Genomic DNA, 23,701 nt, shown 5'->3' with positions numbered 1-23,701 from the left:
CGACCGGAGCGGGCTCGGGGGCCGGGGCGGCGGCGGGAGCGGGTGCAGCGGGGGCCGGGGCGACGACCGCGACGGGCGCCGGTGCTGGCGCGAATCCGGACGTGAGGGCCGGCTCGCTGGGGCAAGTGTCGAGGATGCGCGTCATCGCATCCCGCTCGGCCTGTGTCACCCAGAGACCGTAGGTCGCCTTCACCGAGATCTGCCGGGCGACGTAGTGGCACCGGTATGACTTGTTCGCGGGCAGCCAGGTCGCGGTGTCGCCGTCGCTCTTCTGTTCATTGGAGCGCCCGTCGACCGCGAGCAGGTTGAGCGGATCGTTCGCGAGCGAGACGCGCTGCGCCTGGCTGAGCTGCTGCGCGCCGGTCTGCCACGCGTTCGCGAGCGGTACGACGTGGTCGATCTGCACGAGAGCGGATGTCGACGCTCCCCGCGCGAAGGAAATCGTCGCGTTCGTGTACGGGGAGACGATGGTGCCGGTCATGACCTTGCAGCTGCCGGACTTGACGACGCTCGTGAGGTCGCGGCTGAGCACGTCGTTGCGGGTGTCGCAGCCGTTGCGGTCGACGTCGAGCCAGGCGGTGCCGAAGTCGCCGACTCGGTCGTACCCGGTCTTGGGCGCCTTGCCCTTCACCGCGAGTGTCGCGAGCAGGGTGACGGCGAGAGTATTGGTCACCGAGGTGTCGGTGATCGCGACCGTGGCGGCATCCGAGGCCGCGGTGACGCTCGTCGGGTCGGCGGGCGATTCCGCGGTGAATGCCGCGGCCGCTGGCGTGGCCGTGGCCGTGGTTTTCGCGACCGAACTGGAGCTGGCCGGGGTGGCACTCGCGCTCGCCGCCGACGTGTCGGCAAGCTGCCCGCCGCCCGGGCGCGTGGCCGCGGCGACGCCACCGGCGACGAGAGTGACGAGCAGCACTCCGGCGACGCCGCCGATCACCCGGGAGCGGATGCTGAGTGAACCGACGAACCGACGGATCTTCGCTTCGAAGGTGGCGGGTTTCTGTGGTGCGGGCGTCATGGCGGCCTTCCGGGTCACCTGAGCCTAGGCGTAACCGGAGGCTCGCCCCCACACCCACTCCGGGGCGTTCCGAATGCGGCTCAGTCGGTGAGGCGCAGGATCAGGTCGGCCCGGTCGCGCGTGCGTTCGATGAGGTCTGCGTTGGCCTGGTCGCTTCCGGCGGCGAAGGCCGCGGCATCCGCTTTGTCGCGCCCGAACCGCACGTGCCGGCCGATCAGCCGGGGGAGCCGCACCGCATCGGGAACGTCGACGAACCAGACCGCGTCGAGCTCGCCGCGCAGCTCGCGCCAGACGGGAGCGTCGGCAAGCAGGTAATTGCCCTCGGTGATGACGACCGGCACGCTGCGAGGCACGGCGATGGATGCCGCGATCGGCTCCTCGAGGCCGCGGCGGAACGAGGGGGCGTAGACGACGTCCTCGTCGCGGGCGCGGAGCCGGCGGAGCAGCGACAGGTACGAGCCGGGATCGAAGGTGTCGATCGCGCCGCGGCGTTCGGCGAGCGGCGTGCCGCGGATCAGGTCGGTCGCGAGATGGAATCCGTCCATCGGCACGATCACGGCGGTCCCGGCACCGAGCAGCTCGACGAGCGCGGCGGCGAGAGTCGACTTGCCCGAGCCGGGTGCGCCGCAGAGCCCCAGCAGGATGCGCGGTGCCACTGTGGTGGACCCGGCGAGCACCCGGCGCACGCGCGCTGCGAGTTCATCGACCGTGGCCTCGATCACGGGCGGGGAGCCCGCTCCCGTCCCGGTCACCGGGTCACCCGCGCGTCGAACTCGGCGCGGCGGGCGAGGATCTCCGCAGAGCTGCCCCTGGCCCAGGTCGCGAAGGCGAGCGCCGGTGGCAGCAGGGTGTGGCCAAGCGGCGTGAGGTCGTATTCGACCCGCGGCGGAATCTCCGCAAAGCTCTCCCGGCGCACGAGACCGTCGCGCTCGAGCTTCTTGAGGGTGAGCGTCAGCATCCGCTGGGAGATGCCGGGCACCCGGTTCTTGAGTTCGGAGTACCGGATCGGGCCGTCCTCGAGCATGCCGACCACGAGGAGGGTCCACTTGTCGCCGAGATGCTCGAGCAGGTCGCGCACGACCCGTCCGTCATCGCCCGCGCCGGAACAGATGTCGTCCATCCGGGCGGTGTGTACGTCGGCTGTCGTCATGCGGAACTCCATTTCTTACCTTCGTGTGCCCAAGGCACAGAGCTGTGCGTGGGCCCCGTGCGGTATAAAAGTAACCACTCGTGCCGTTAGGCACGAATCGTAACAATCACCGGTGCGGCACACCTGCCAGACTCCCAGACAAACACCGGAAACTCAACGAAACGGATGCCATGACTCTCGCCCTCTGGATCACCGCGGTCCTCCTCACCCTCGTCTACATCATGGCCGGGGGGATCAAGGTCGTCCGCAGCAAGGCGCAGCTGCAGCCGATGATGCCGTGGGTCGAGGACTTCACCGAACCGCAGGTCACCCTGATCGGTGCGCTGGGCCTGCTCGGCGCGCTCGGCGTAATCCTGCCGCTCGCCACCGGAATCGCGCCCGTCTTCACCCCGATCGCCGCGATCGGACTCGTGCTGCTGCAGATCGGCGCCATCAGGGTGCACGTGCGGCGCGGCGAGCGGTCCTCGCTCGGCGTCAACGTCTTCCTGCTCGCGCTCGCCGCCGCCGTCGCGATCCTGGGTTTCCTCGCCTGAGTCAGGGCACGAGCACGATCTTGCCCACGTGGGCCGATGCCTCCATCCGGCGATGCGCGGATGCCGCATCGTTGAACGGGTACCGGCTGTCGATCACGGGACGGAATGCTCCTGATTCGAGCCAGGGCCAGGCATCCGTGCGGAGGGCGGCGATGATCGCGGCCTTCTCGGCGAACGGCCGGGCGCGCAGGGTCGTGCCCCAGTACCGGCCGCGCTTCTGCATGAGGTACATCGGGTTGAAGACGGCGTCCTGGCCGCTCTGGTTGGCGATCACCATGATCCGCCCGTCGAGGGCGAGCGCGGCGACGTTGCGCGCCGCGTATGAGCCGCCCATGATGTCGAGGATCACGTCGGCGCCGTGCCCATCGGTGGCCCGGTCGATCTCGGCGGGGAAGTCCTGGCTGCGGTAGTCGATCAGGATGTCGGCGCCGAGTTCGCGGCAGACCGCAAGCTTCTCGGGGGAGCCGGCCGTGACGGCGACGCGCGCGCCGGCCAGCCGCGCCAGCTGGATCGCGGTCGTGCCGATTCCGCTTGCTCCGCCGTGCACGAGCAGCGTCTCGCCGCTCTGCAGCCCGGCGGCGAGGAACACGTTCGACCAGACTGTCGCGAGCGCCTCGGGCAGTGCGGCCGCGTCGACGAGGTCGATCGCGTCGGGAACGGGCAGGGCGAGTTCCTCGTGCACGACGGCCTCGTCCGCGTAGCCACCGCCCGCGAGCAGTGCGCACACCCGGTCGCCGACGGCGAAGAGCGTGACCGCGCTACCGACCTCGGTCACGATCCCCGACACCTCGAGACCCGGCCAGACCGGCGCCCCTGCGGGTGAGGGATAGTAGCCCTGCCGCTGGGAGACATCCGCCCGGTTGACGCCGGCAGCGGCGACCCGAATGCGGATGTCCCGGGGCCCGACCTCCAGGTCGGCCACTGTCGAGAGGGTGAGGGCGTCCGGCCCTCCGGGTACGGGTACCAGAATTGCGCGCATGCCCTCATCCTACGAGCCGCCGCTGGGACGCGGCCGGGGCCGACGGCCGCCCGAGCCCGGGTCCGGTGGCCGCGCGCGGGTCCGGTGGCCGCGCGCGGGTGAGCCTACTGTGCTGCCGAGTAGAACTTCTCGTCACTGAACGACTGCGAGATGACCCAGGTGCCGGTCGCGGCATCCGCTGTCGGGATGGCGATCACGACGTTACCGGTCGCCGTTCCGGCCGGGTAGAGCTCGTTGATGTCGGACAGCGGCGCGGGGCCGACGACCGAACTGTCCATCTCACTGTGGGTGGTGCCGGCAGCCGACACGAAGGACACGTCGAGGTCCATCCACGGGGTGCCGGTCTTGGTGCCCCGATAGGTGACCGTGATCGGCAGCATGGCGTACTGCATGCCGGCGGGTGCGGCGTCGTTGAACTGGTTCTCAGCGGCGACGATCACGTCGGCGTTGAGGGTCGGGGCGCCGAGGGTGATCTCGTACTCCGGCTCGCCGTTGGCGGTGGTCGCGATCGTCGTGCCGATCGGGGCCGGGTTCGTGCGGGTTCCGACCTCGCCCTCGTTCGAGGGAACCTCGGTAGGATCGGTCAGGCTGTTGCCGGACGAATCGCCCGACGAGGCACCGGCTTTCACGTGCTGGGCGTCATTGACGGCGGCGACGAAGCCGATCGTGTAGACGATCGCGAGCACGATCGACAGCAGAAGGGCAACAGCGGATGCCGCGATCCCGCCCTTCGCGAGACCCTTCGGCTTGCCCTTCCTGGTCACGGCGATGATTCCGAAGACGAGCCCGGCGATCGCCGCGAACCCGGACACGTAGTTGATGATCGGGATGAACGCGCCCACGAAGGCGACGGCGCCGACGATGAGGGAGACCAGGCCGAAGGTGTTCTTTGCGGGCGCTAGCGGCGCGGGACCGACCGGGGGCACCGGGGGTGCGGGTGGAACGTTGCTTCCGCCGAATTCTGGGGGTGAACTCAATGTTTGCTGTGAATCGGACATGCATCCAGCCTTGCAGCGTCCCGCTATTTTCAACTACTCCTGACTACCCCCACTTAGGGGAGTCTTCAGTACGTGTCGTTCAGCCAGCCGTCGCACGACCCCTCGCTGCCGCCGTCGTACCCGGCGAGGAAGGCCTCGTTCCGCTGCTCGGGGGTGCCGTGGTGCTGCGGGTTGTCGAACGCGTAGTCGCCGAGGTCGAGGGTCGTCTGGCCGGCCTCCACAATGTCGCCCGCGTCGAGGATCCCCTCGTCCTCCGCCGACTTCGCCCAGACCCCGGCCCAGCAGTCGGCGTGCAGTTCGATCTTGTAGACCGGGTAGATCGAGCCGGCCGAGGTGAAAATGCCGAGCTCGTTCTGCAGCTCATGCGCGTACTCGTGCGCGACCACGTAGGCCACCGAGAAGTCCCCGGTGGTGTGCGTCCTGGTGCCGTCGGTGTTCGCGTACAGGGTGCCGTCCCAGATCTTCTGGGCGAGGCTCTGCGACACCGTGATCTTGTCGTCGTACAGGCAGTAGTACGCGCTCATGTCGTCGGAGAAACCCGGTGCGCACAGTGACGGCACGACCTCGCCCGCTGCGGGGAAGGCATACGTCACGAAGGGTGCGGGGCGGCCGTCGTCCGTCCAGACGCCGGTCCAGTAGGCATCCACGTCGCCGAGCACCGATACGAGGAAGTCCTTCATCGTGCCGCTCGACCCCGCGATATTGGCCGTCGGCCCGCCCCCGATTCCCGGCGTCCCCGAGGTGCCCGTCGGCGTGATCGCCGAGGGCGCTGAGCCGACGACGGCCTGGAGTGCCCCGCCCGGTACCGTGCTGCGGGCCGGACCCTGGCCGGCGGATGCCGCGGCGAGCCCGCCGCCGGGAGTCGCGGCGACCGCAGTCACCGCGCCTCCTCCCGCGAAGGCGAGGACCGACATCAGGGCGATGGCACGCAGAGCAGACGTGAGTTTCATGGCGGTGGACTCCCTTGTGGAGTGCGTTTGTCGTGTTTTCAGAAGCGACCGGAGCGACATCATCCGATTCGCGGCGTGGAGCCCGAATGTCAACTCTCGCGAGTATAGGCAGACTCACAGCCGCTCGATAGGTCCCGTCGCACACCGTCGGGGAGAGGGAAGGAGGGGCGATGTGCGGACATCCGGGAACGAAACTACGATGGGGGTCCAACCGCTCTCCACGTTCACCAGTGAGCGGAGACCAGAAGTGAATGGGTGCGTTTTGTCAATGTCGTCAAAATCCTCGTCCGAATTGTCTACAGAGCAGGCGTCCGCCGTGGCGGCGTCCTCTGGGTCCTCGTCCGGCTTCGTCGCCGACTACTACGAGCACCTCGGGGATGATGCCCGAGAGTACGATCCCGCCACGCTGCGTGCCCGGGCGGAGAGCCACTGGCAGGTGGCCCGCACCCGGCCGCCGAAGACCGCGAACGTCGAGATCCGCACCGAAGCCGATCGCAGCATCCTCTACGTCGTCACCGACGACATGCCGTTCCTTGTCGACTCGGTCAACGCCGAGCTGGTCCGCCAGCATGCGGCCATCCACCTCGTCGTGCACCCGCTGCTCATCGTCACCCGCAACAAGGAAACCCACGAGCTCGTCAGAGTCACCCGCATGCCGGTCAACGTGGGCGTCTCGAGCGGTGACACGTCCGCGATGCCCGACATCTCCCACCTGCTCGGCACCGCGGAAGACTCGCCGCACCTCGAGTCGTGGATCGCGATCGAGATCGACCGCGCGAGCGTCGGGGCCAGCGAGCGCCTGGTCGAGGGCATCTCGCGGGTGCTCCGCGACGTGCGGGCCGCGGTGGACGACTGGCGCCCGATGCGCTCGAAGGCCCGGGAGATCGCCGACGCGCTCGGCACCGTGCCGCACGCCGAGGGCATCCCGGACCTGGTGCAGGCCAGGGACCTGCTGCATTGGCTCGACCAGGACAACTTCACCTTCCTCGGCTACCGCGAATACGACCTCGAGTCCATCGACGGCGAGGATGTGCTCAGCATCCGCGACGACAGCGGTCTCGGCCTGTTGCGCAACGTGCAGGACGGGCACGAGATCCAGCACCTGACGGATGCCGGGCGCAGGATGGCCCGCGAACGGCGCGCCCTCGTGATCACCAAGGCCAACTCCCGGTCGAGCGTGCACCGCCCGGCCTACTTCGACTACATCGGCATCAAGAGCTTCGACGCCGACGGCAACGTCAACGGGGAGCAGCGTTTCATCGGCCTCTTCGCCGTGAGCGCGTACACGAGCTCCGTGCGTGACGTCCCGATCCTGCGCGAGAAGATCGATGCCGTGATGAGCGAGGTCGGCTTCCCGCCGGGCTCGCACAGCGACAAGGACCTGCTCGGCATCCTCGAGACCTACCCCCGCGACGAGCTCTTCCAGATCGACGTGCCCACCCTCGTCGCCACGGCCGTCGCCATCCAGCGGCTGCAGGAGCGCAGGCGCACCCGGCTCTTCCTCCGCCCGGACCTGTTCGGCCGGTTCATGTCCGCCCTCGTCTACTTCCCGCGCGACCGGTACACGACGGCGGTGCGGCTCAGGATCGAGAAGGAACTCACCGATACCTTCGGTGCGGAATCCCTCGACTTCGAGGCCCGGATGACGGAGTCCACCCTCGCCCGGCTGTTCTACCGGATCCGCCTGCCGAAGACGGCCACGGTCGGAACGGCCGACGACGTCGCGGCAGCGGCCGCGGCACTCGAACCCCGCCTGGCCATGGCCGTCCGGTCCTGGGCGGAGGGGATCACCGAGCAACTGCACGACCCCAGGCTCGCTCGCCTCTGGGCCGAGGCCTTCCCGCCGAGCTACCGGGTCGACTACGAAGTCGAGGACGCCCTCGTCGACATCGGCCGATTCGAGGCATACGCTGCGGGCCTGAAGACTGCGGCGGCCCGGGATGCCGCGGCATCCGTGACGGGTTCGCCGCGCCCGAGCGTGCACGTGTACCTCTCGCCGAACGCCGCCGAGCGCCCGGTTGAAGATGCCCGGGTGAAGCTCTACATGATGGAGTCGCAGAGCCTCAGCCAGATCCTGCCGTACTTCCAGAACCTCGGCATCGAGGTGCTCGACGAGGTGCCCTTCGAAATCAAGACCTCCGACGCGCGCGAGTTCTTCCTCTATGACCTCGGCCTGCGCTACCCGGCCGGCGTCGACCCGCTCGGCACGGGCGAACTGCTCGCCGACTCCTTCGGCGCAGCGGTCAGCGGGGCGATCGAGTCCGACGGCCTCGACCGCCTGGTCCTGCGCGAGGGCATGCCCTGGCGCCGCGTCGTCATCCTCCGCAGCTACGCCAAGTACCTGCGCCAGATGGGCAACACCAACTCCTACGACTTCATCGGCGACACCCTGCTCGCCAACCCGGTCGTGACGCTCGGGCTCGTCGACCTCTTCGAGGCCCGGTTCGATCCCGCGCGGGACGAGACCGAACGCATCCGTCGCACCGAGGAGGTGCGTGCGCAGCTCGCCGCGGCCATCGAACAGGTCGCCACCCTCGACGCCGACCGGGTGCTGCGAGTGCTGCTGAACCTCATCGAGGCGACGCTGCGCACGAACTACTTCCAGAACAAGCCGTACCTGAGCATCAAGCTCGACCCGAGCCGCATCGAAGCGCTGCCGTCCCCGAAGCCGATGTTCGAGATCTGGGTGTACTCGCCGCGTGTCGAGGGCGTGCACCTGCGCTTCGGCACCGTCGCCCGCGGCGGGCTGCGCTGGTCGGACCGGCGCGAAGACTTCCGCACCGAGGTGCTCGGCCTCGTCAAGGCGCAGACGGTCAAGAACGCGGTGATCGTGCCGACCGGCGCCAAGGGCGGGTTCTTCGCGAAGAAGCTGCCTGACCCCGCGGTCAACCGCGCGGCCTGGCTCGCCGAGGGCATCGACGCCTACAAGACCTTCATCCGCGGCCTCCTCGACCTGACCGACAACCTCGTGCTGACGGATGCCGGTGAGCAGGTCGTTCCGCCGGAGAACGTCGTGCGCCACGACGACAACGACTCCTACCTCGTGGTCGCTGCCGACAAGGGCACCGCTTCGTTCTCCGACATCGCCAATGGCCTCTCCGCCGAATACGGCTTCTGGCTCGGCGATGCGTTCGCCTCCGGCGGCTCGATCGGCTACGACCACAAGGCCATGGGCATCACGGCCCGCGGCGCCTGGGAATCGGTCAAGCGCCACTTCGGTGAGCTCGACCTCGACACCCAGAACGAGGAATTCACCGTCGTCGGGATCGGCGACATGTCCGGCGACGTCTTCGGCAACGGGATGCTGCTCTCCGAGCACGTCAAGCTCGTCGCGGCCTTCGACCACCGGCACGTGTTCCTCGACCCGAACCCCGACCCCGCGGTGTCCTTCGCCGAACGGCGCAGGCTCTTCGAACTGCCCCGGTCCTCCTGGGCGGACTACGATCCGAGCCTGATCAGCGCGGGCGGCGGGGTCTTCCCGCGGCAGGCCAAGGTGGTACCGATTTCCGCGGAGGTGCGCGCGGTGCTCGGGTTGCCGGAGAACGTCACGCACCTGAGCCCGCCGGAACTGCTCCGCGCCATCCTCACGGCACCCGCGGACCTGCTCTACAACGGCGGCATCGGCACGTACGTCAAGGCGAGCACCGAAACCGCGGCGCAGGTCGGCGACAAGGCGAACGACGCCATCCGGGTCGACGGACGGGACCTGCGCGTCAAGGTCGTCGGCGAGGGCGGCAACCTCGGCTTCACCCAGCGCGGCCGCATCGAGGCGGCCCTGGCGGGGGTGGTGCTCAACACGGACGCGATCGACAACTCCGCCGGCGTGGACTGCTCAGACCACGAGGTCAACATCAAGATCTTCGTGGACCGGATGGTCGCGGCCGGCAGGCTCACGCCCGCGGAACGCCCCGAGTTCCTCGCCGCGATGACGGACGAGGTCGGCCGGCTGGTCCTGGAAGACAACGTCGACCAGAACATCCTGCTGCTGAACGACCGGGTCAAGGTCGCGAGCTGGAGCCCGAGCTACGAACGCCTGATGGACTCGCTCGAGGCATCCGGTGACCTCAACCGCGAGCTCGAGGCGCTGCCGACCACCACGGAGTTGCACGAGCGGATCGACCGGGGCCAGGGGCTGACCTCGCCCGAGCTGGCGGTGCTCGCCGCATACGCCAAGATCGAGCTCGCGACCGCGCTGCGGGACAGTGACCTCGCGGACGACCCCTGGTTCCGGGGCACCCTCCGCCGGTACTTCCCGCGCCAGCTCGCCGAACGCTTCGACGCCGAGCTCGACACGCATCCGCTGCGCCGGGAGATCATCGCGACCGTCGTCGCGAACGACATGATCAACCTCGGGGGAGTGACCTTCGCCTTCCGGGCCATGGAGGAGACCAGCGCGACCCCCGCCGCGATCGCCCGTGCGTTCGTCGCGCTGCGGGAGATCTTCGAGCTCGAGACCATGGTCACCGAACTCAGTGCCCTGCCGAAGTCGTTCCCGACGGCGCACTGGACGGCGATCCACCTCGACATCCGCCGACTGCTCGACCGGGCCGTGCGCTGGCAGGTCAACCACGGTGGTTCGCAGTCGGTCGCTGAGGTCGTGGCGCGGTACAAGCCGCAGATCGCGCTCGTCCGCGCGCACCTGGGCGACTACGTGCGCGGCGCCGACCAGGCCCGGCTCGGGTCGCTGCTCACCAAGGCGGAGGAGTGGGGCCTGCCCTCCGGCCTCGGTCACCGCTGGACCCAGCTCTTCGAGGCCTTCGCGCTGCTCGACGTCGTGAAGATCGCGGCGCAGTCCGGCGAACAGCTCGGGGATGTCGCTTCCGTCTACTACACGGTCTACGACCGGTTCGGCGTGGACAACCTGCTCGAGCGCATCACCGCGCTGCCGCGCACGGACCGCTGGCAGGCCCTCGCCCGTGCGGCCCTGCGCGACGACCTCTACTCGACGGTCGCCGACATCACCACGGCCGTGCTCGAGGCGACGGATGCGGGAAGTGCGGAGCACCGTCTCCTCGCCTGGGAGGCACTCAACGCCGAAAAGCTCGCCCGCTCACGCAGCGTGTTCGACGAGGTCAACGCCCTCGGCCAGGACGACATGGCGTCGCTTTCGGTGGCGATGCGGCTGCTGCGCTCGATCGTGCGGCGGTAGGCAGGCCGCGGGCGGATGTTGCGGACGACGCGCCTGGCAGCGGGTTCGGTCGAGTACCGGCTCGATGTTCGCGCGTCCCCGGTGATCGTGGTCTTCCACGGCGGGCATCTCCGCGCCGGGATCGCGGTCGGCGAGGAGGTGTTCGCCGCTGCCGGCTACACCGTGCTCGCACCCTCCCGACCTGGCTACGGGCGCACGCCGCTGTCCACCGGGACGACCGTGACCGGATTCGCGGATGTCGTCGGTGACCTGTGCGAGCACCTGGGCATCACCGGGGTGGCGGCCGTCGTCGGAATTTCCGGCGGCGGACCGACCGCCGCGACGTTCGCCGCGCGGCACGCCGGCCTCGTCCACCGGCTGATCCTGATCAGCGCAGTCGGCTGGCTGCCGTACCCGGGCCCGGTCACTCGCCTGGCATCCCGGATCGGTTTCAACGGCGTGACCGGGAGGGTCACCTGGGGCCTGGTCCACGCGCTCGCCCGGTTTACTCCCTCCGTCTGTCTGCGCGTGATGATGGGAGCGCTGTCCACCCGCCCGGTGGGCGAGGTCCTGGACGGGTTGGACGCGGGTGCCCGCGCCGGACTCCTCGCGCTGTTCCGGCGGATGAGCTCCGGACGCGGGTTTGTCAACGACCTGCGCCCCACCCCCGATATCACCGCCCGGATCGATCAGCCCACCCTCGTGATCGCCACCCGGTCCGACGGCGGAGTGCCCTTCGCGCAGTCCCTCTCGCTCGCCTCAAGCATCCGTTCTGCCGAACTCGTCGAGAGTCACGCAGATAGCCACATGGTCTGGCTCGGTGCTGACTGGCCGGTGGTCGGCGAACGAATCGTCGCCTTCCTCGGGGGCCCTTCCTGAGCAGGCTCTGCTCAGGGCCGCACACCGCGCGGATGCCGCGTCACAACTTCCGCGCCCGGCCACCGGTCTGCCGGGAGGGGTTGCGATTCTGTTCGGCCCGGTCTGCCCGGAACGGCTGCGCTTCTGGCCGGCGTCCGGTCTGCCGGGAGGGGTTGCGCTTCTGCCCGGCCTCGGGTCTGCCGGGAGGGGTTGCGTTTCTGCCCGGCCTCGGGTCCGCCATGAGGGGTCGCGTTTCTGCCCAGCCTCCGGTCTGCCGGGAGGGGTTGCGTTTCTGTTCGGCCTCCGGTCTACCCGGAGCGGCGATGCCTCTGCCCGGCCTCCGATCTACCGGGAGCGACTGCGCCTCTTCGGAAAGGGCGGCTTCGCGGAGCCCGCGTGGGCGAGCGGCCTAGAACGGGTTCGGGTTGTCGGGGTCGTTGGGTTCGGGGTCGAGGTTCCAGACGTCGACGATCGGGGCCGGTGGTTTCGGTGCGGGTTTGGGATGTTTGGGTGGTCGCATGTCGGCGGAGGGTTCCACGATGTAGCGGTACCCGGCCGGGGACGTCCACTCGATACGACCGTCACCCAGGTGCCGGGGTGTCCACCGCGTGTAGCTCTTCACCGCGTGGTGATACGGACAGAGGTGGGCGAGATTCATCGCGTCGGTCTGCCCGCCGTGTTGCCATTCGACGCTGTGGTCCACGTCGGAGCGTTTGGCGGAGCGGCGGCAGCCGGGGAAGGTGCAGGTTTCATCCCGTACCTCGAGCCACTTCTTGAGCGCGGCCGGGACTTTGTAGGTGTCGCGTCCCATCGAGAGCACGACCCCGGTCTCGGGGTGGGTGAGCAGCCGGGTGAAACTTGGCGCCCTCGCCGCCAGGCGCCTCGCGGTGTCGGGGTCGATCGGCCCGTACCCGGCCAGATACCCGGGTTCCTCACTCTTCCCGAGGAGGGTGAGGACCGGGACGGTGACATTCACCTGAGCGGCGACCCCGGCACCGGTCCCGTCCGGGGTGACCCCGCCGATCAGGACGTCGGTGAGCACGTCCGCCGCGAGCTGGGTCAGTGTGCGGGTCTCGTCCGGGCGTTGCAGGGTGAGGGCGGTGTCGAGGGTGCGGTGATACGCGGCCTGGATCTTCTCGGCATCGCCAGTCACGTACAGGGACGCCATGCTGTCGTTGAGGGCCTGAAAGACCAGGTGCCGGTCCTCGACGCCTTTCTGGTGCCGGGCGGTGATGGTCTCCGGGTGGGTGCGTTCCCGCACCCGGCGGGCCCGGTCGGCGAGCTTCGCCACGGTCAGGAACTCCGCATCGGGCACGAGGATGTCCTCGAACACGGCCCGGGCCCGGGCGGCCGCTTCTGGGTCGCCGTCGACGGTGATGCCCCACGCCTGATCCATGATCACCTGCGCGTGCCGGTAACTGATCGCCCCGGTTGCAAGGGCTTCCCGGGTTGCGGGGAGTTCTTCGGCGAGGGTACGGCTGGCTTCGATCAGGGTCTCCGTCGTGCGCCGCGGCAGCCGGAGCAGGGCGCCGACCTCGCAGGTGAACTCTTCCTTCGTGGCCTCTTCCGGCGACCACGGCGGGCGCCGCCCGCCGGCCTGCACGGCGGCCTCGGCTCGGGCCCTCCCGACGTCGATGAGCACCCGCTGCGCGGCATAGATCGCCGCCGCCCGCTTCGCGGCGGCCCGGTTCATCTCCCGGTCCGCCTCCTTGATCGCGTCATACACCTCGGCCAAGGACGGCTCCACCAGGCCGAGGTGGCGGGCGTTGAGGTAGCTGTCGGGAGGGACGTCAGGAGGCACGTCGGGAGGGACGTCAGGAGGCACGTCGGGAGGGACATCGGGAGGGACGTTGGCAGGGGCCCTGGGAGGGGTACCTGGCGGTGGTTCCGCCGTGCAGTCCAGGTGAGATTCTGAGGGTTCTTCAGCTGTCATGGGGGCACTCTACGGACCACCACCGACATTCCACCGGCATCCGCACGCCCCACAGGTGACCTGTGGAAAACCCGGTGAAAGCCTCCTGGCGAACGTCGGCAGCCGTCAATCGTCCAGACAGATCACGTGCGGAAAGATTACCGGGCTCCCCGATGAGCGACTCCAGTCCAGCGGGGCGTCTGGAACGTCGGCTCGCAGCAGCCCCACGTGGCCGCGAAGCGCTCCCAACGTGTCGGCCAGGGCTAGACGAATGACATCCAGGCCTAGACGAGGGACATGATGTCGCGTGCCGCGGTGAGGAGAAGGGGGGCGTACGACTCGAGCTTCGCCTGCGTCACCAAAGGTGCGATTGTGGTGATGCCGATTCCGCCCAGCAGATTGTGCCGGGTGTCGAAAACGGGCGTCGCCATGCAGCGGATGTGCTCCTCGTTCTCCTCATCGTCGATCGAGTAGCCGCGATTGCGTACAAGTTCACCGTCGGCGAGGAGGCGGGTGACGTCCGTGATGGTGTTGTCCGTGCGCCGCGGCAGCCCGGTGTTCACGGCGTACCGCCGCACCTCGCTCTCGGGGAGGTAGGCCAGGACGGCCTTTCCGATCGCGGTCGAGTGCAGCGGGATCTGGGCGCCGACCCGGGACGCCATCCGGATCGGCTGCGCGGTGTCCTCGATCTTCTCGACGTAGGTGGCCCAGTCTCCGGTGCGGAGCGCGAAGTGGATGGTGCTGTGCACGTCCTGCTGCAGGCGCTGCAGCCGGGTGCGCACGCGGTCGGAATCCTCCGTGCTCGCGGTCAGACGTAGTCCGAGGAGTCGCAGCGCGCGTCCCGGTGCGTACGCCCCTTCCGCCGTGCGACTGACGTAGCCGTCGTCCACGAGCTCGGACAGCAGACGGAACACGCTCGTCTTCGAGAGGCCCGTCTCCTTAACCAGGTCGCTCAACCGGTGCGTTTCGCCGGGGTTCGACACGGCTTCGAGCACTCGGAGCAGCTTGCGCGCGGCGCTGTCCTTCGTGGGTTCGCCCGCCTCGTCCGAAGTGTGAGATTCGTCGATCAAAGTCGCTGACATTTTGTCCTCCTGCGGCCAAAGATTGTGCATTGTGCACCATGAAGGGGCGGTTCTGCCCGATGGAACTCAATACGGCAATTCTACCGTGAAAGCAGGTGGAAGGAACCTGTAAGCGAGTGCTAGTGTTTCATCTGACGGACATGCGTTCTGCTGAACGGAACGATTACCAGGCTCCGCCACACCTCGCCTCACGTCTCTCGCCTCAAAGAGGAGTACGCATGACAACCCAGGAGCTCGCACAGGGCATCCGTCTGGTGGACGGCCACGGCGGCCTCGCCGCCATCGAAGTCACCACACCCGCGGCATCCGCCCTCATCTACCTGCACGGCGCGCACGTCGCCGACTGGACTCCCGCAGGCGGCAAGCCCGTGCTCTGGATGAGCGCCTTCGGCGTCTTCTCCGAGACCGACCCGCTCCGCGGCGGCGTTCCCCTCTGCTTCCCCTGGTTCGGCCCGAACGGCACGGATGCTTCCGCTCCCAACCACGGCTGGGCGCGCCTCTCCACGTGGTCGCTCGTCGACTCCCGCACCCTGGACGCCGCGACCGCCGCCGCCGCTGCCACCGAGCTCGTCTTCGAACTGACCCAGGACAGCGTCGGCGTTCCCGCGGGATTCCACCCCTTCACCGCGCACTACACGGTCACCGTCGGCGCCGAGCTCGGCCTCGAGCTGACCGTCCGCAACGACGGCGCCACCCCGTTCGCGTTCGAGGAAGCCTTCCACACCTACTTCGCCGTCGGCGACGTCACGACGAGCACCCTCACCGGGCTCGAGACGCTCGGCTACACGGACCGCTCCACCAAGCCGGCCACCGAGGGCTCCTCCCTCCTGCCGCTCGGCTTCACCGGCGACGAAATCGATCGCCTCTACCCGATGCCCGATGCGCTGGAACTCAGCGACCCGGCGAACGACCGCATCCTCCGCGCCGTATCGCAGGGCGCCGCGCAGACGGTCGTCTGGAACGCCGGCCGCATCAAGGCCGCAGCCATCGCCGACTACGGCACCGACGAGTGGACCGAAACCGCCTGTGCAGAGACGTGCAACGTCGGCGCCCACTTCATCACCCTCGACCCCGGAGCGACGTCGACCATGCAGGTCACCGTCACAGCCACTTCTACCGAACGGAACACGAAGACCATGCAGAGACTGTCCAAGAGCGTTGTTCCCGCGATCGCGGAACTGCCCACGAAGGCCATCCAGTTCGGCGAGGGCAACTTCCTCCGCGCGTTCGTCGACTGGCAGCTGCAGCAGATGAACAACCAGGGCCTCTTCAACGGCGGCGTGAAGATCGTCCAGCCCATCGAAGGCGGCCGCGTCGCCTCCCTCGAGGAGCAGGACAACCTCTACACGGTTCTCCTCGAAGGCCTGCAGGACGGCAAGGACGTGCAGAGCCACGAGGTCATCACCGTGGTCACCGGAACCGTCAACCCGTACGTCGACAACCAGAAGTACCTGGACCTCGCCAACGACGACAACATCGAGTTCATCTTCTCCAACACGACCGAGGCCGGCATCGCGTTCGACGACCGTGACCGTTTGGACGACAAGCCCCAGCACAGCTTCCCCGGCAAGCTCACCGCTCTCCTCTTCGAGCGCTTCTCGCTCGGTAAGAAGGGCTTCCAGATCATCCCGTGCGAGCTCATCGAGCACAACGGCGACAAGCTCAAGGAATCCGTCCTCGCGACCGCCGCGCTCTGGGAACTCGACGCCGCGTTCGTCCAGTGGGTCAACACCGACAACACCTTCTACTCCAGCCTCGTCGACCGGATCGTTCCCGGCTACCCGGCCGACCGCGCCGCCGAGCTCGCCGAGGAATTCGGCTACGACGACCAGTCGATCGTCAAGGCCGAGCCGTTCCTGCTCTGGGTCATCGAAGGACCGCAGTCGCTGACCGAGTCCCTTCCGCTCGCGAAGGCCGGCCTCAACGTGACCGTCACCGACGACATGACGCCGTACCGCGAACGCAAGGTGTTCCTGCTGAACGCCCCGCACACCACGATGGCCTCGATCGCTCGCCTCGCCGGCGTCGAGACCGTGCGCGACGTGATGATCGACCCCGAGTTCTCCCAGTTCGTGAACGCGGAAATGTACGAAGAGATCATCCCGGTCATCGACCTGCCGCACGACGAACTCGCCGCATACGCCGAGTCCGTCAAGGAACGCTTCGAGAACCGTTTCATGCACCACGAGCTCGCCTCGATCGCGCTCAACAGCATCTCGAAGTACAAGTCCCGTCTGCTGCCGATCTTGGTCAACTTCCACGAGAAGGTCGGCACCTTCCCGCCCCGCGTCACCCTGGCCCTGTCCGCACTGCTGCTCACCTACAGCGGCGACGCGAATGTCACCGTCGTCCCCGTCGACAGCGACGAGGTGCTCGCCACCTTCCACGCCGCATACACGACGGCCACTACGACCGGCAGCAACGTGACGGCCGACTACGTCGAAGCGATCCTCGGCGACGACTCGCTCTGGGGCCGCGACCTCACCGAACTCCCCGGCCTCGTCGCCGAGGTCACCACCGGCCTCGACAACCTGCGCACGCTCGGCGCCCGCGCGACCATCGCGCTCCTGGCCTGATCGGCTGAATCACCCCCACCACTGCTTCACACACAACAACGACTGCACGGAACAAAGGACTGTTTCTGATGTTTTTGAATGACGATTTCCTGCTCACCACGCCGATGGCGAAGAAGCTCTTCCACAATCACGCGAAGAACATGCCGATTGTCGACTACCACTGCCACCTGAGCCCTCAGGAGATCCTCGACGACGGCAACTTCGCGACGATCACCGAGGCCTGGCTCGGCGGCGACCACTACAAGTGGCGCCTGATGCGCACCAACGGGGTCCCCGAGCGCCTCATCACCGGAGACGGCGCCGACTTCGACAAGTTCTACGCCTGGGCAGGCACCCTCGAAAAGGCGCTCGGCAACCCGCTCTACGTCTGGGCGCACCTCGAACTCAAGCGCTTCTTCGGCATCGACACCGTGATCAGCCGCGAGACCGCCCGCGAGATCTACGACGCGGCCAACCTGCTGCTCGCCACCCCGGAGTTTTCCCGCCGCAAGCTGATCACGCACATGAACGTCAAGGTCGTCGTCACGACGGACGACCCCGCCGACGATCTGCACGTCCACGAGCTGCTCAAGACTGAGAGCGCGTTCAAGGTGCTCCCGGCGTTCCGTCCCGACAAGACCCTGAACATCGACCAGGCCGGCTACGCGGCGTACATCGCCACGCTCGGCACGGCGGCGGGAGTCACCATCACCGCGTTCGCGGACATCGTCGAGGCACTCACCAAGCGCGTCGACTTCTTCCACACCATGGGCGGACGCCTGTCGGACCACGCCCTCGACATCGTCGTCTACGAAGAGGCCACCCCGGCCGAACTCGACACGATCGTCACGACCGCCCTCGCCGGCGGCACCCTGACCGCGAACGAGATCGCGCAGTACCGCACGGCTCTGCTCAAGGCCCTGATGCGCATCTACAGCGCCAAGGACTGGACGATGCAGTACCACATCCACGCCCTGCGCAACATCAACGACCCGGGCTTCGCCCGCATGGGCGCCGACACCGGCTACGACGCGATCAACGACCGCAACATCGCCGAGCCCCTCGCCAGGCTCTTCAACGCGATGGAATCCGAGGATGCGGTTCCCCGCACGATCATCTTCTCGCTCAACCCGAACGACTACCTGCCGCTGATCACCCTGATGGCCTGCTATCAGAAGGACGTCGTCCAGAAGCTCCAGCTCGGCAACGCCTGGTGGCACAACGACACCCGCAACGGCATGCGCCTGCAGCTGTCGACCTTCGCGGAGGAGAGCCTGCTCTCCAACTTCGTCGGCATGCTCACGGACTCCCGCAGCTTCCTCTCCTACCCGCGCCACGAGTACTTCCGCCGCATCCTCTGCGAACTGATCGGCGAATGGGTCGAACTCGGCGAAGTTCCCGACGACGAGGCCATCCTCGGCCGGATGGTCGAAGACATCTCGTTCAACAACGCGAACACCTACTTCGGGTTCTAGCCCGTTCGGCTCCGGCGCTTACCCGCTCGAAGCATCCACCCGCACAGTACTTCTGCACGAACGCACGAACGCACGAACGCACGAAACAGCACGACCAGCACGACCCCATTAAATCCAGCACATAGGAGTGAATCCGCATTATGAGTACAACCACAAAGGGCCTGCCCGGCGCCATGGGGGCCACCGGACCAGAAGGCTCTGCCGGCGTCACCGTTATTGAACGCATCTCCCGCAAAGAGAAGGTCGCCTATGGCTTCGGCGACTTCGGTAACGGCTTCATGTTCGACCTCGGACAGTCGTACCTGACCAAGTTCTGGATCGACACCGCCGGCATCGCGCCCGCTGTAGTCGCGCTTATCTTTACGCTCAGCAAACTGTTCGATGCCTGCATGGACCCGCTCGCGGCCGCATTCATCGACAGCCGCCGCTTCGGCAAGCGCGGAAAATTCCGTCCCGTCATGATGGTCTCCTCCATCGTGCTCGCCGTTATGACCGTCGTCACCTTCACCATGCCCGACGTGGAAATGGGCTGGAAGATCGCCTTCGCCGCCGGCACGTACGCGGTGTGGGGCATCATCTACTCCTTCACCAACGACCCGTACGGCTCCCTCGCCTCGGTGATGACCCGCGACATCAAGGACCGCGCTGAGCTCGCGACCAGCCGCCAGGCCGGTTCGCTCGGCGCCCAGTGGATCTGTGGCTTCGCGTTCATCCCGATCATGATGATGTTCGGTGGCATGACCGCCCAGAACTACATGTTCGCCGCGATGATCATGGCCATCATCGGCGTCGTCTCCTTCTACATCTGCTACCGCGGCACCAAGGAGCGCGTCTACGTCAACCGTGCCGTCGGCTTCGACAAGAACGGCGTGAAGGACTACGCCAAGGCGATCTTCACCAACAAGCCGCTCCTCGCCCTCGTTCTCATGACGCTCTTCACCATCTCCTCGATGAACGTCAACAACATGATGATGATCTTCTTCGCCCAGTACAACCTCGGCAACATCGCCCTCCAGGCCGTCCTCAACCTCGTCATGATCGGTGCCTCGATCGTGGGCATCATGTTCATCCCGAAGATGGTGGCCAAGTGGGGCAAGAAGAAGACGGCCATGGCCGGATTCATCATCTCCATCGTCGCCAACGGCCTCAACTTCGTCATCCCGACCAACCTGTGGACGTTCATGATCCTCGTCACCATCGGTTACGCCGCGCTGGCAATCCCGAACGGTGTCACCTGGGCCTTCGTCTCCGACACGATCGACTACGGCGAATGGCACACCGGTGTCCGCAAGGAAACCATGACCTACGCCGCATTCAACTTCTCCCGCAAGGTCGCCCAGTCCCTCGCCGCTCTCGTCGGAGCCGGAATGCTCGCGATCACCGGTTACGTCGTCAAGGCCACAACCCAGTCCACCGAGACGCTCGCCGGTATCAAGGCCGTCATGACGATCTACCCCGCCATCGCGCTCACCATCGCCGCCGTCATCATCTACTTCCTCTACAGCCTGAGCGACGAGAAGTACCACGCCATCGCCATCGACCTCGAAGAGGGTCGCTGGGAACACGGCATCATCGGCGAAGAGGCCCCCGCGGCCACCAAGGCGTAGTCACCCGTCGGCAGCGAACCACCCCGACCGCTTTCATCAGCACCCCAGAGAGAAAGATCTCATGAGCCACATCAACAGCATTGCGACAGGCACATCCGTGCTCGTCATGGCGGAGGGCGACGACGTCGCTGTCGCCCTCAGGGACCTCGTTCCCGGAGAAGCCATCACCCTGGGGGACAGCGTTCTGAATGTGGTCGGGGCCGTGCCCAGCGGCCACAAGATCGCACTCGGATCGGTTGCGGTCGGGGACAAGGTTCACAAGTACGGCCAGTCGATCGGCACCGCGACGGCGCCGATCGTGCGTGGCGAACACGTGCACAGCCAGAACCTCGGGATGGACCTCGGTGCCCGCGTGCACGAGTTCGGTACCGTGCACACCGAGCTGCCCGCACCGACGGTACGTCGCACCTTCGACGGCTACCGTCGGGCATCCGGGCGCGCCGGCACCCGCAACTACATCGCGATCCTCACGACGGTCAACTGCTCCGGCACGACCGCCAAGCTGATCGCGGACCGCTTCCGCGGCGACCTGCTCGACCGCTTCCCGCACGTCGACGGCGTCATCGCCCTGACCCACCAGAGCGGCTGCGGCCTGGTCCTCGAGAGCGAGGGCGCGCAGATGCTCGTCCGCACCCTCAACGGCTACGCGGCCCACCCGAACATCGCCGGCGTGCTCGTCCTCAGCCTCGGCTGCGAAATGACGCCGGCCGACGTCATTCTCGGCCAGGGCGAGCTCCCGGCAGACACCCTCCTCACGACCCTCTCCATCCAGGAGACGGGCGGCATGCGCGCCACCGTCGCGGCCGGCGTCGAGGCGATCCTCGAGATGGCGGAAAAGCTCGACGAACGCCGCCGCGAGCCCATCGACATCTCGGAACTCGTCCTCGGTCTCAACTGCGGCGGCTCCGACGGCTACTCGGGCATCACCGCGAACCCGGCCCTCGGCTGGGCGTCCGATGTCCTCGTGGCCAACGGCGCGACATCCGTGCTCGCCGAGACGCCGGAGATCTACGGCGCAGAGCACCTGCTCACCGCCCGCGCCACCTCCCGCGAGGTCGGCCTCAAGCTGATCGACCGGATCAACTGGTGGGAGAAGTACATCGTCACCGGGGGCGGCACGATGGACAACAACCCCTCACCCGGCAACAAGGCCGGCGGCATCACCACCATCCTGGAGAAGTCGCTCGGCGCCGTCGCGAAGGCCGGCCGCGCCGACCTCGCAGCGGTCTACGAATACGCCGAACCGATGAGCGTGCGTGGCCTCGGATTCATGGACACCCCCGGCTACGACCCGGTGTCCGTCACCGGCCTCGTCGCCGGTGGCGCGACGGTCGTCGTCTTCACGACCGGCCGCGGCTCGGTCTTCGGCTGCAAGCCGACCCCGAGCATCAAGGTCGGCACCAACACCGCGCTGTTCGTGCGCCAGGGTGACGACGTCGACATCAACGCCGGACGGATCGCCGACGGCACCGCCCGCGTCGAAGAGGTCGGCGCCGAGATCCTCGACATGATCATCGCCGTCGCCTCCGGCAAGCAGACCACGAGCGAAGAGTTCAATGTCGGCCAGGAAGAGTTCGTGCCGTGGCACATCGGGGCCGTGACCTGATGACGGACGAGCAGGCGGGCGCCCAGGCGCTGCAGGACGAGCCGGGCAACCCGGTCGGCTCCGGCGTCGCGCAGGGTGACCCGCAGGTGGTCTGCTTCGGCGAGACCATGGGCATGTTCACCCCGACCTCGACGACCTCGCTCGACATCGCAGAGGGCTTCCACCTCGGCGTCGGCGGTGCGGAGTCCAACGTGGCGGCGCACCTCGCCGAGCTCGGCCACCACGTGGCCTGGGCCGGCAATGTCGGCCAGGACCCGATCGGCACCAAGGTCATTTCGACGCTCGACTGCGGGGGAGTGGACACCCGCTGGGTGAACCGCACCACGGCCAGCCCGACCGGACTGTACCTCAAGGAGCCGGACACCGGCTCCGGCGCGCACGTCTTCTACTATCGTGCGGGCTCCGCCGCCTCCCAACTGGGCGTGGCGGATGTCGCGGGCTGGCCCCTCCAGTCCGCCCACCTGATCCACACGAGCGGCATCACGCCCGCGCTGTCGCCGAGTTGCTCCGCCCTGGTGGAACACGTGCTCGACCACGCGGCCGAGTGGGGCACCTCGGTGTCGTTCGACGTCAACTACCGGTCCAAGCTCTGGCCCGTGAGCGTTGCAGGACCCCGGCTGCGGGAGCTCGCCGCCAAGGCGACGGTCGTCCTCGTCGGGCTCGACGAAGCCGCCACCATCTGGGGCTGCGTCACGTCCGGAGACGTGCGGGCCCTGCTGCCCGACGTGCCGTACCTCATCGTCAAGGACGGGGCCGTCGACGCGACGGAGTACGCCCTCCTCCCCGATGGCACCCGCCGCACGACGGTCGTTCCCGCCCGCAAGGTCGAGGTCGTCGAGCCGGTCGGGGCAGGCGACGCCTTCGCTGCCGGGTACCTGTCCGCACTCCTGAACGGGGAGTCCTCCGAAGTCCGGCTGACTCACGGCCACGCGCTCGCAGCCTGGGCGCTCGGCAGCCGGGAGGACTTCCGGCCCGGTCACGGACTGTTCGCCGCAACGCCGGAAGCCGGCGCCGAACCCCGGACCACTGTCGGGATCGACTCCGACGCCCACGACTCACAATCCGATCGAACCGATCTTAGGAGACTGTCCGCATGACCAGCACAACCGCCCTTCCCACCGCTGAGTGGTTCCCCGGAGACTTCTTCCGGGTCCCCGTCCTCGCCGTTCTGCGTGGCCTCTCGCTGACCGAATCCGTGCGCCTCTCCGAGCGCGCCTGGGATGCCGGCGTCCAGCATGTCGAGATTCCGATCCAGACCGCCGACGCGGTTCCCGTCCTGAAGGCCGTCGCAGAAGCGGCTGCCGAGCGCGGCCTCGTCGTCGGCGCCGGCACCGTCACCAACCTCGAGCAGCTCGACGCTGCCGAAAAGGTCGGCGTTGCCTTCACCGTGTCCCCGGGCTTCAGCCCGGAGATCGTCGCGGAGAGCGTTCGCCGCGGCATCCCGCACCTTCCGGGGGTGGCCACCGCGACCGAGATCCTCCAGGCTCGTGCGCTCGGCCTCCGCTGGGTCAAGGTCTTCCCGGCCTCGATCCTCGGCCCGAACTGGGCGAAGTCCATGAAGGGCCCGTACCCCGACATGAACTTCATCGCCACCGGCGGAGTCACCGCGCTCAACGCGCCCGACTTCCTCTCCTCCGGAGTCAGTGTCGTCGGCCTGAGTTCCTCCTTCGGGGACGACGCCCAGCTCGAGCTCGTGCGCGGCATCATCGCCGCCAGCGCAGCATCCGCTCTGACGGGTGCAGGCCGGAAGTAAGACTCAGCAAGACCGAGTCGCACAAAGACTGCGGCGTCCAGGACGTGCTTCGGCCCCTGGGCGCCGCGTTTGCGCTTTAAAGCGTGCCGGGATGACGCCT

General features: G+C 67.7%; 17 protein-coding genes. 9 read left to right on the top strand and 8 right to left on the bottom strand.

Annotation, left to right across the window (positions count from 1 at the left end; translation table 11 throughout):
• The 3 genes from E3O44_RS04770 to E3O44_RS04760 all read right to left on the bottom strand — a co-directional run.
• A partial coding sequence (locus E3O44_RS04770; RefSeq protein ID WP_134532913.1) for an HNH endonuclease family protein occupies positions 1–1,015 on the bottom strand: 1,015 nt, incomplete at its 3' end.
• 80 nt (positions 1,016–1,095) lie between these two features.
• On the bottom strand, positions 1,096–1,767 hold the full coding sequence (locus E3O44_RS04765; RefSeq protein ID WP_134532911.1) for a nucleoside/nucleotide kinase family protein: 672 nt from the start codon (positions 1,765–1,767) through the stop codon (positions 1,096–1,098).
• Complete coding sequence (locus tag E3O44_RS04760) at positions 1,764–2,165, bottom strand: winged helix-turn-helix transcriptional regulator (protein ID WP_241976030.1); 402 nt, start codon at positions 2,163–2,165, stop codon at positions 1,764–1,766. The genes E3O44_RS04765 and E3O44_RS04760 overlap by 4 nt, the downstream gene beginning before the upstream one ends.
• 170 nt (positions 2,166–2,335) lie before the next feature.
• On the opposite strand from E3O44_RS04760, the gene E3O44_RS04755 reads away from it, so the two are divergent.
• Complete coding sequence (locus E3O44_RS04755) at positions 2,336–2,698, top strand: DoxX family protein (protein ID WP_134532909.1); 363 nt, start codon at positions 2,336–2,338, stop codon at positions 2,696–2,698.
• A 1-nt stretch (position 2,699) separates the two neighbouring features.
• Here E3O44_RS04755 and E3O44_RS04750 read toward each other — a convergent pair whose 3' ends face one another.
• The 3 genes from E3O44_RS04750 to E3O44_RS04740 all read right to left on the bottom strand — a co-directional run bounded on the left by E3O44_RS04750 (position 2,700) and on the right by E3O44_RS04740 (position 5,625).
• Entirely contained in the window at positions 2,700–3,677 is a 978-nt protein-coding gene (locus E3O44_RS04750; RefSeq protein WP_134532907.1) for an NAD(P)H-quinone oxidoreductase, read from the bottom strand.
• A 104-nt stretch (positions 3,678–3,781) separates the two neighbouring features.
• Complete coding sequence (locus tag E3O44_RS04745) at positions 3,782–4,675, bottom strand: DUF4190 domain-containing protein (RefSeq protein ID WP_134532905.1); 894 nt, start codon at positions 4,673–4,675, stop codon at positions 3,782–3,784.
• A gap of 65 nt (positions 4,676–4,740) precedes the next feature.
• On the bottom strand, positions 4,741–5,625 hold the full coding sequence (locus E3O44_RS04740) for a neutral zinc metallopeptidase (protein ID WP_166792540.1): 885 nt from the start codon (positions 5,623–5,625) through the stop codon (positions 4,741–4,743).
• A gap of 268 nt (positions 5,626–5,893) precedes the next feature.
• Between E3O44_RS04740 and E3O44_RS04735 the strand changes: the two genes are divergently transcribed.
• Together E3O44_RS04735 and E3O44_RS04730 are read left to right on the top strand one after the other, a co-directional pair.
• Positions 5,894–10,774, top strand: coding sequence for an NAD-glutamate dehydrogenase (locus E3O44_RS04735; RefSeq protein ID WP_134532901.1), 4,881 nt, complete (start codon positions 5,894–5,896; stop codon positions 10,772–10,774).
• A gap of 15 nt (positions 10,775–10,789) precedes the next feature.
• On the top strand, positions 10,790–11,632 hold the full coding sequence (locus E3O44_RS04730; protein WP_134532899.1) for an alpha/beta fold hydrolase: 843 nt from the start codon (positions 10,790–10,792) through the stop codon (positions 11,630–11,632).
• A gap of 388 nt (positions 11,633–12,020) precedes the next feature.
• Here the strand turns inward: E3O44_RS04730 and E3O44_RS04725 are convergent, their stop codons facing one another.
• Together E3O44_RS04725 and E3O44_RS04720 are read right to left on the bottom strand one after the other, a co-directional pair.
• Positions 12,021–13,544, bottom strand: a complete 1,524-nt coding sequence (locus tag E3O44_RS04725; RefSeq protein WP_134532897.1) for an HNH endonuclease signature motif containing protein — start codon at positions 13,542–13,544, stop codon at positions 12,021–12,023.
• Between the two features lie 263 nt (positions 13,545–13,807).
• Positions 13,808–14,605, bottom strand: coding sequence for an IclR family transcriptional regulator (locus E3O44_RS04720; protein WP_166792539.1), 798 nt, complete (start codon positions 14,603–14,605; stop codon positions 13,808–13,810).
• 218 nt (positions 14,606–14,823) lie between these two features.
• Here E3O44_RS04720 and E3O44_RS19135 point away from each other — a divergent pair, with 218 nt between their 5' ends.
• From E3O44_RS19135 to E3O44_RS04690, 6 genes are all read left to right on the top strand, one after another.
• On the top strand, positions 14,824–17,181 hold the full coding sequence (locus tag E3O44_RS19135) for a tagaturonate reductase (protein ID WP_166792538.1): 2,358 nt from the start codon (positions 14,824–14,826) through the stop codon (positions 17,179–17,181).
• Between the two features lie 68 nt (positions 17,182–17,249).
• Positions 17,250–18,635, top strand: a complete 1,386-nt coding sequence (gene uxaC / locus E3O44_RS04710) for a glucuronate isomerase (RefSeq protein ID WP_134532894.1) — start codon at positions 17,250–17,252, stop codon at positions 18,633–18,635.
• Positions 18,636–18,775: 140 nt separating this feature from the next.
• Positions 18,776–20,242, top strand: coding sequence for a glycoside-pentoside-hexuronide (GPH):cation symporter (locus E3O44_RS04705; RefSeq protein WP_198415866.1), 1,467 nt, complete (start codon positions 18,776–18,778; stop codon positions 20,240–20,242).
• A gap of 61 nt (positions 20,243–20,303) precedes the next feature.
• Positions 20,304–21,848 carry a UxaA family hydrolase gene (locus E3O44_RS04700; protein ID WP_134532892.1) on the top strand — a complete coding sequence of 515 codons (1,545 nt, stop codon included), beginning with the start codon at positions 20,304–20,306 and terminating at the stop codon, positions 21,846–21,848.
• Positions 21,824–22,945 (top strand): sugar kinase, encoded by a 1,122-nt coding sequence (locus tag E3O44_RS04695; RefSeq protein ID WP_241976029.1) that lies wholly within the window; start codon positions 21,824–21,826, stop codon positions 22,943–22,945. Before E3O44_RS04700 ends, E3O44_RS04695 begins: the two co-directional genes overlap by 25 nt.
• Positions 22,942–23,601 (top strand): bifunctional 4-hydroxy-2-oxoglutarate aldolase/2-dehydro-3-deoxy-phosphogluconate aldolase, encoded by a 660-nt coding sequence (locus E3O44_RS04690; RefSeq protein WP_134532890.1) that lies wholly within the window; start codon positions 22,942–22,944, stop codon positions 23,599–23,601. The genes E3O44_RS04695 and E3O44_RS04690 overlap by 4 nt, the downstream gene beginning before the upstream one ends.
• Positions 23,602–23,701: the final 100 nt, after the last annotated feature.

The sequence above is a fragment of the Cryobacterium algoricola genome (assembly GCF_004402485.1).
In the GTDB taxonomy this organism is placed as follows: domain Bacteria; phylum Actinomycetota; class Actinomycetes; order Actinomycetales; family Microbacteriaceae; genus Cryobacterium; species Cryobacterium algoricola.
This window is presented reverse-complemented; position numbering and strand designations above follow the sequence as displayed.

What these genes read in the sequence shown, in the direction of transcription:
- uxaC (WP_134532894.1), top strand. Translation starts at nt 17,250, where the DNA reads ATGTTTTTGAATGACGATTTCCTGCTCACCACGCCGATGGCGAAGAAG.
- E3O44_RS04740 (WP_166792540.1), bottom strand. Translation starts at nt 5,625, where the DNA reads ATGAAACTCACGTCTGCTCTGCGTGCCATCGCCCTGATGTCGGTCCTC.
- E3O44_RS04745 (WP_134532905.1), bottom strand. Translation starts at nt 4,675, where the DNA reads ATGTCCGATTCACAGCAAACATTGAGTTCACCCCCAGAATTCGGCGGA.
- E3O44_RS04760 (WP_241976030.1), bottom strand. Translation starts at nt 2,165, where the DNA reads ATGACGACAGCCGACGTACACACCGCCCGGATGGACGACATCTGTTCC.
- E3O44_RS04705 (WP_198415866.1), top strand. Translation starts at nt 18,776, where the DNA reads ATGAGTACAACCACAAAGGGCCTGCCCGGCGCCATGGGGGCCACCGGA.
- E3O44_RS04690 (WP_134532890.1), top strand. Translation starts at nt 22,942, where the DNA reads ATGACCAGCACAACCGCCCTTCCCACCGCTGAGTGGTTCCCCGGAGAC.
- E3O44_RS04755 (WP_134532909.1), top strand. Translation starts at nt 2,336, where the DNA reads ATGACTCTCGCCCTCTGGATCACCGCGGTCCTCCTCACCCTCGTCTAC.
- E3O44_RS04735 (WP_134532901.1), top strand. Translation starts at nt 5,894, where the DNA reads ATGTCGTCAAAATCCTCGTCCGAATTGTCTACAGAGCAGGCGTCCGCC.
- E3O44_RS04720 (WP_166792539.1), bottom strand. Translation starts at nt 14,605, where the DNA reads ATGTCAGCGACTTTGATCGACGAATCTCACACTTCGGACGAGGCGGGC.
- E3O44_RS19135 (WP_166792538.1), top strand. Translation starts at nt 14,824, where the DNA reads ATGACAACCCAGGAGCTCGCACAGGGCATCCGTCTGGTGGACGGCCAC.
- E3O44_RS04700 (WP_134532892.1), top strand. Translation starts at nt 20,304, where the DNA reads ATGAGCCACATCAACAGCATTGCGACAGGCACATCCGTGCTCGTCATG.
- E3O44_RS04730 (WP_134532899.1), top strand. Translation starts at nt 10,790, where the DNA reads ATGTTGCGGACGACGCGCCTGGCAGCGGGTTCGGTCGAGTACCGGCTC.
- E3O44_RS04750 (WP_134532907.1), bottom strand. Translation starts at nt 3,677, where the DNA reads ATGCGCGCAATTCTGGTACCCGTACCCGGAGGGCCGGACGCCCTCACC.
- E3O44_RS04725 (WP_134532897.1), bottom strand. Translation starts at nt 13,544, where the DNA reads ATGACAGCTGAAGAACCCTCAGAATCTCACCTGGACTGCACGGCGGAA.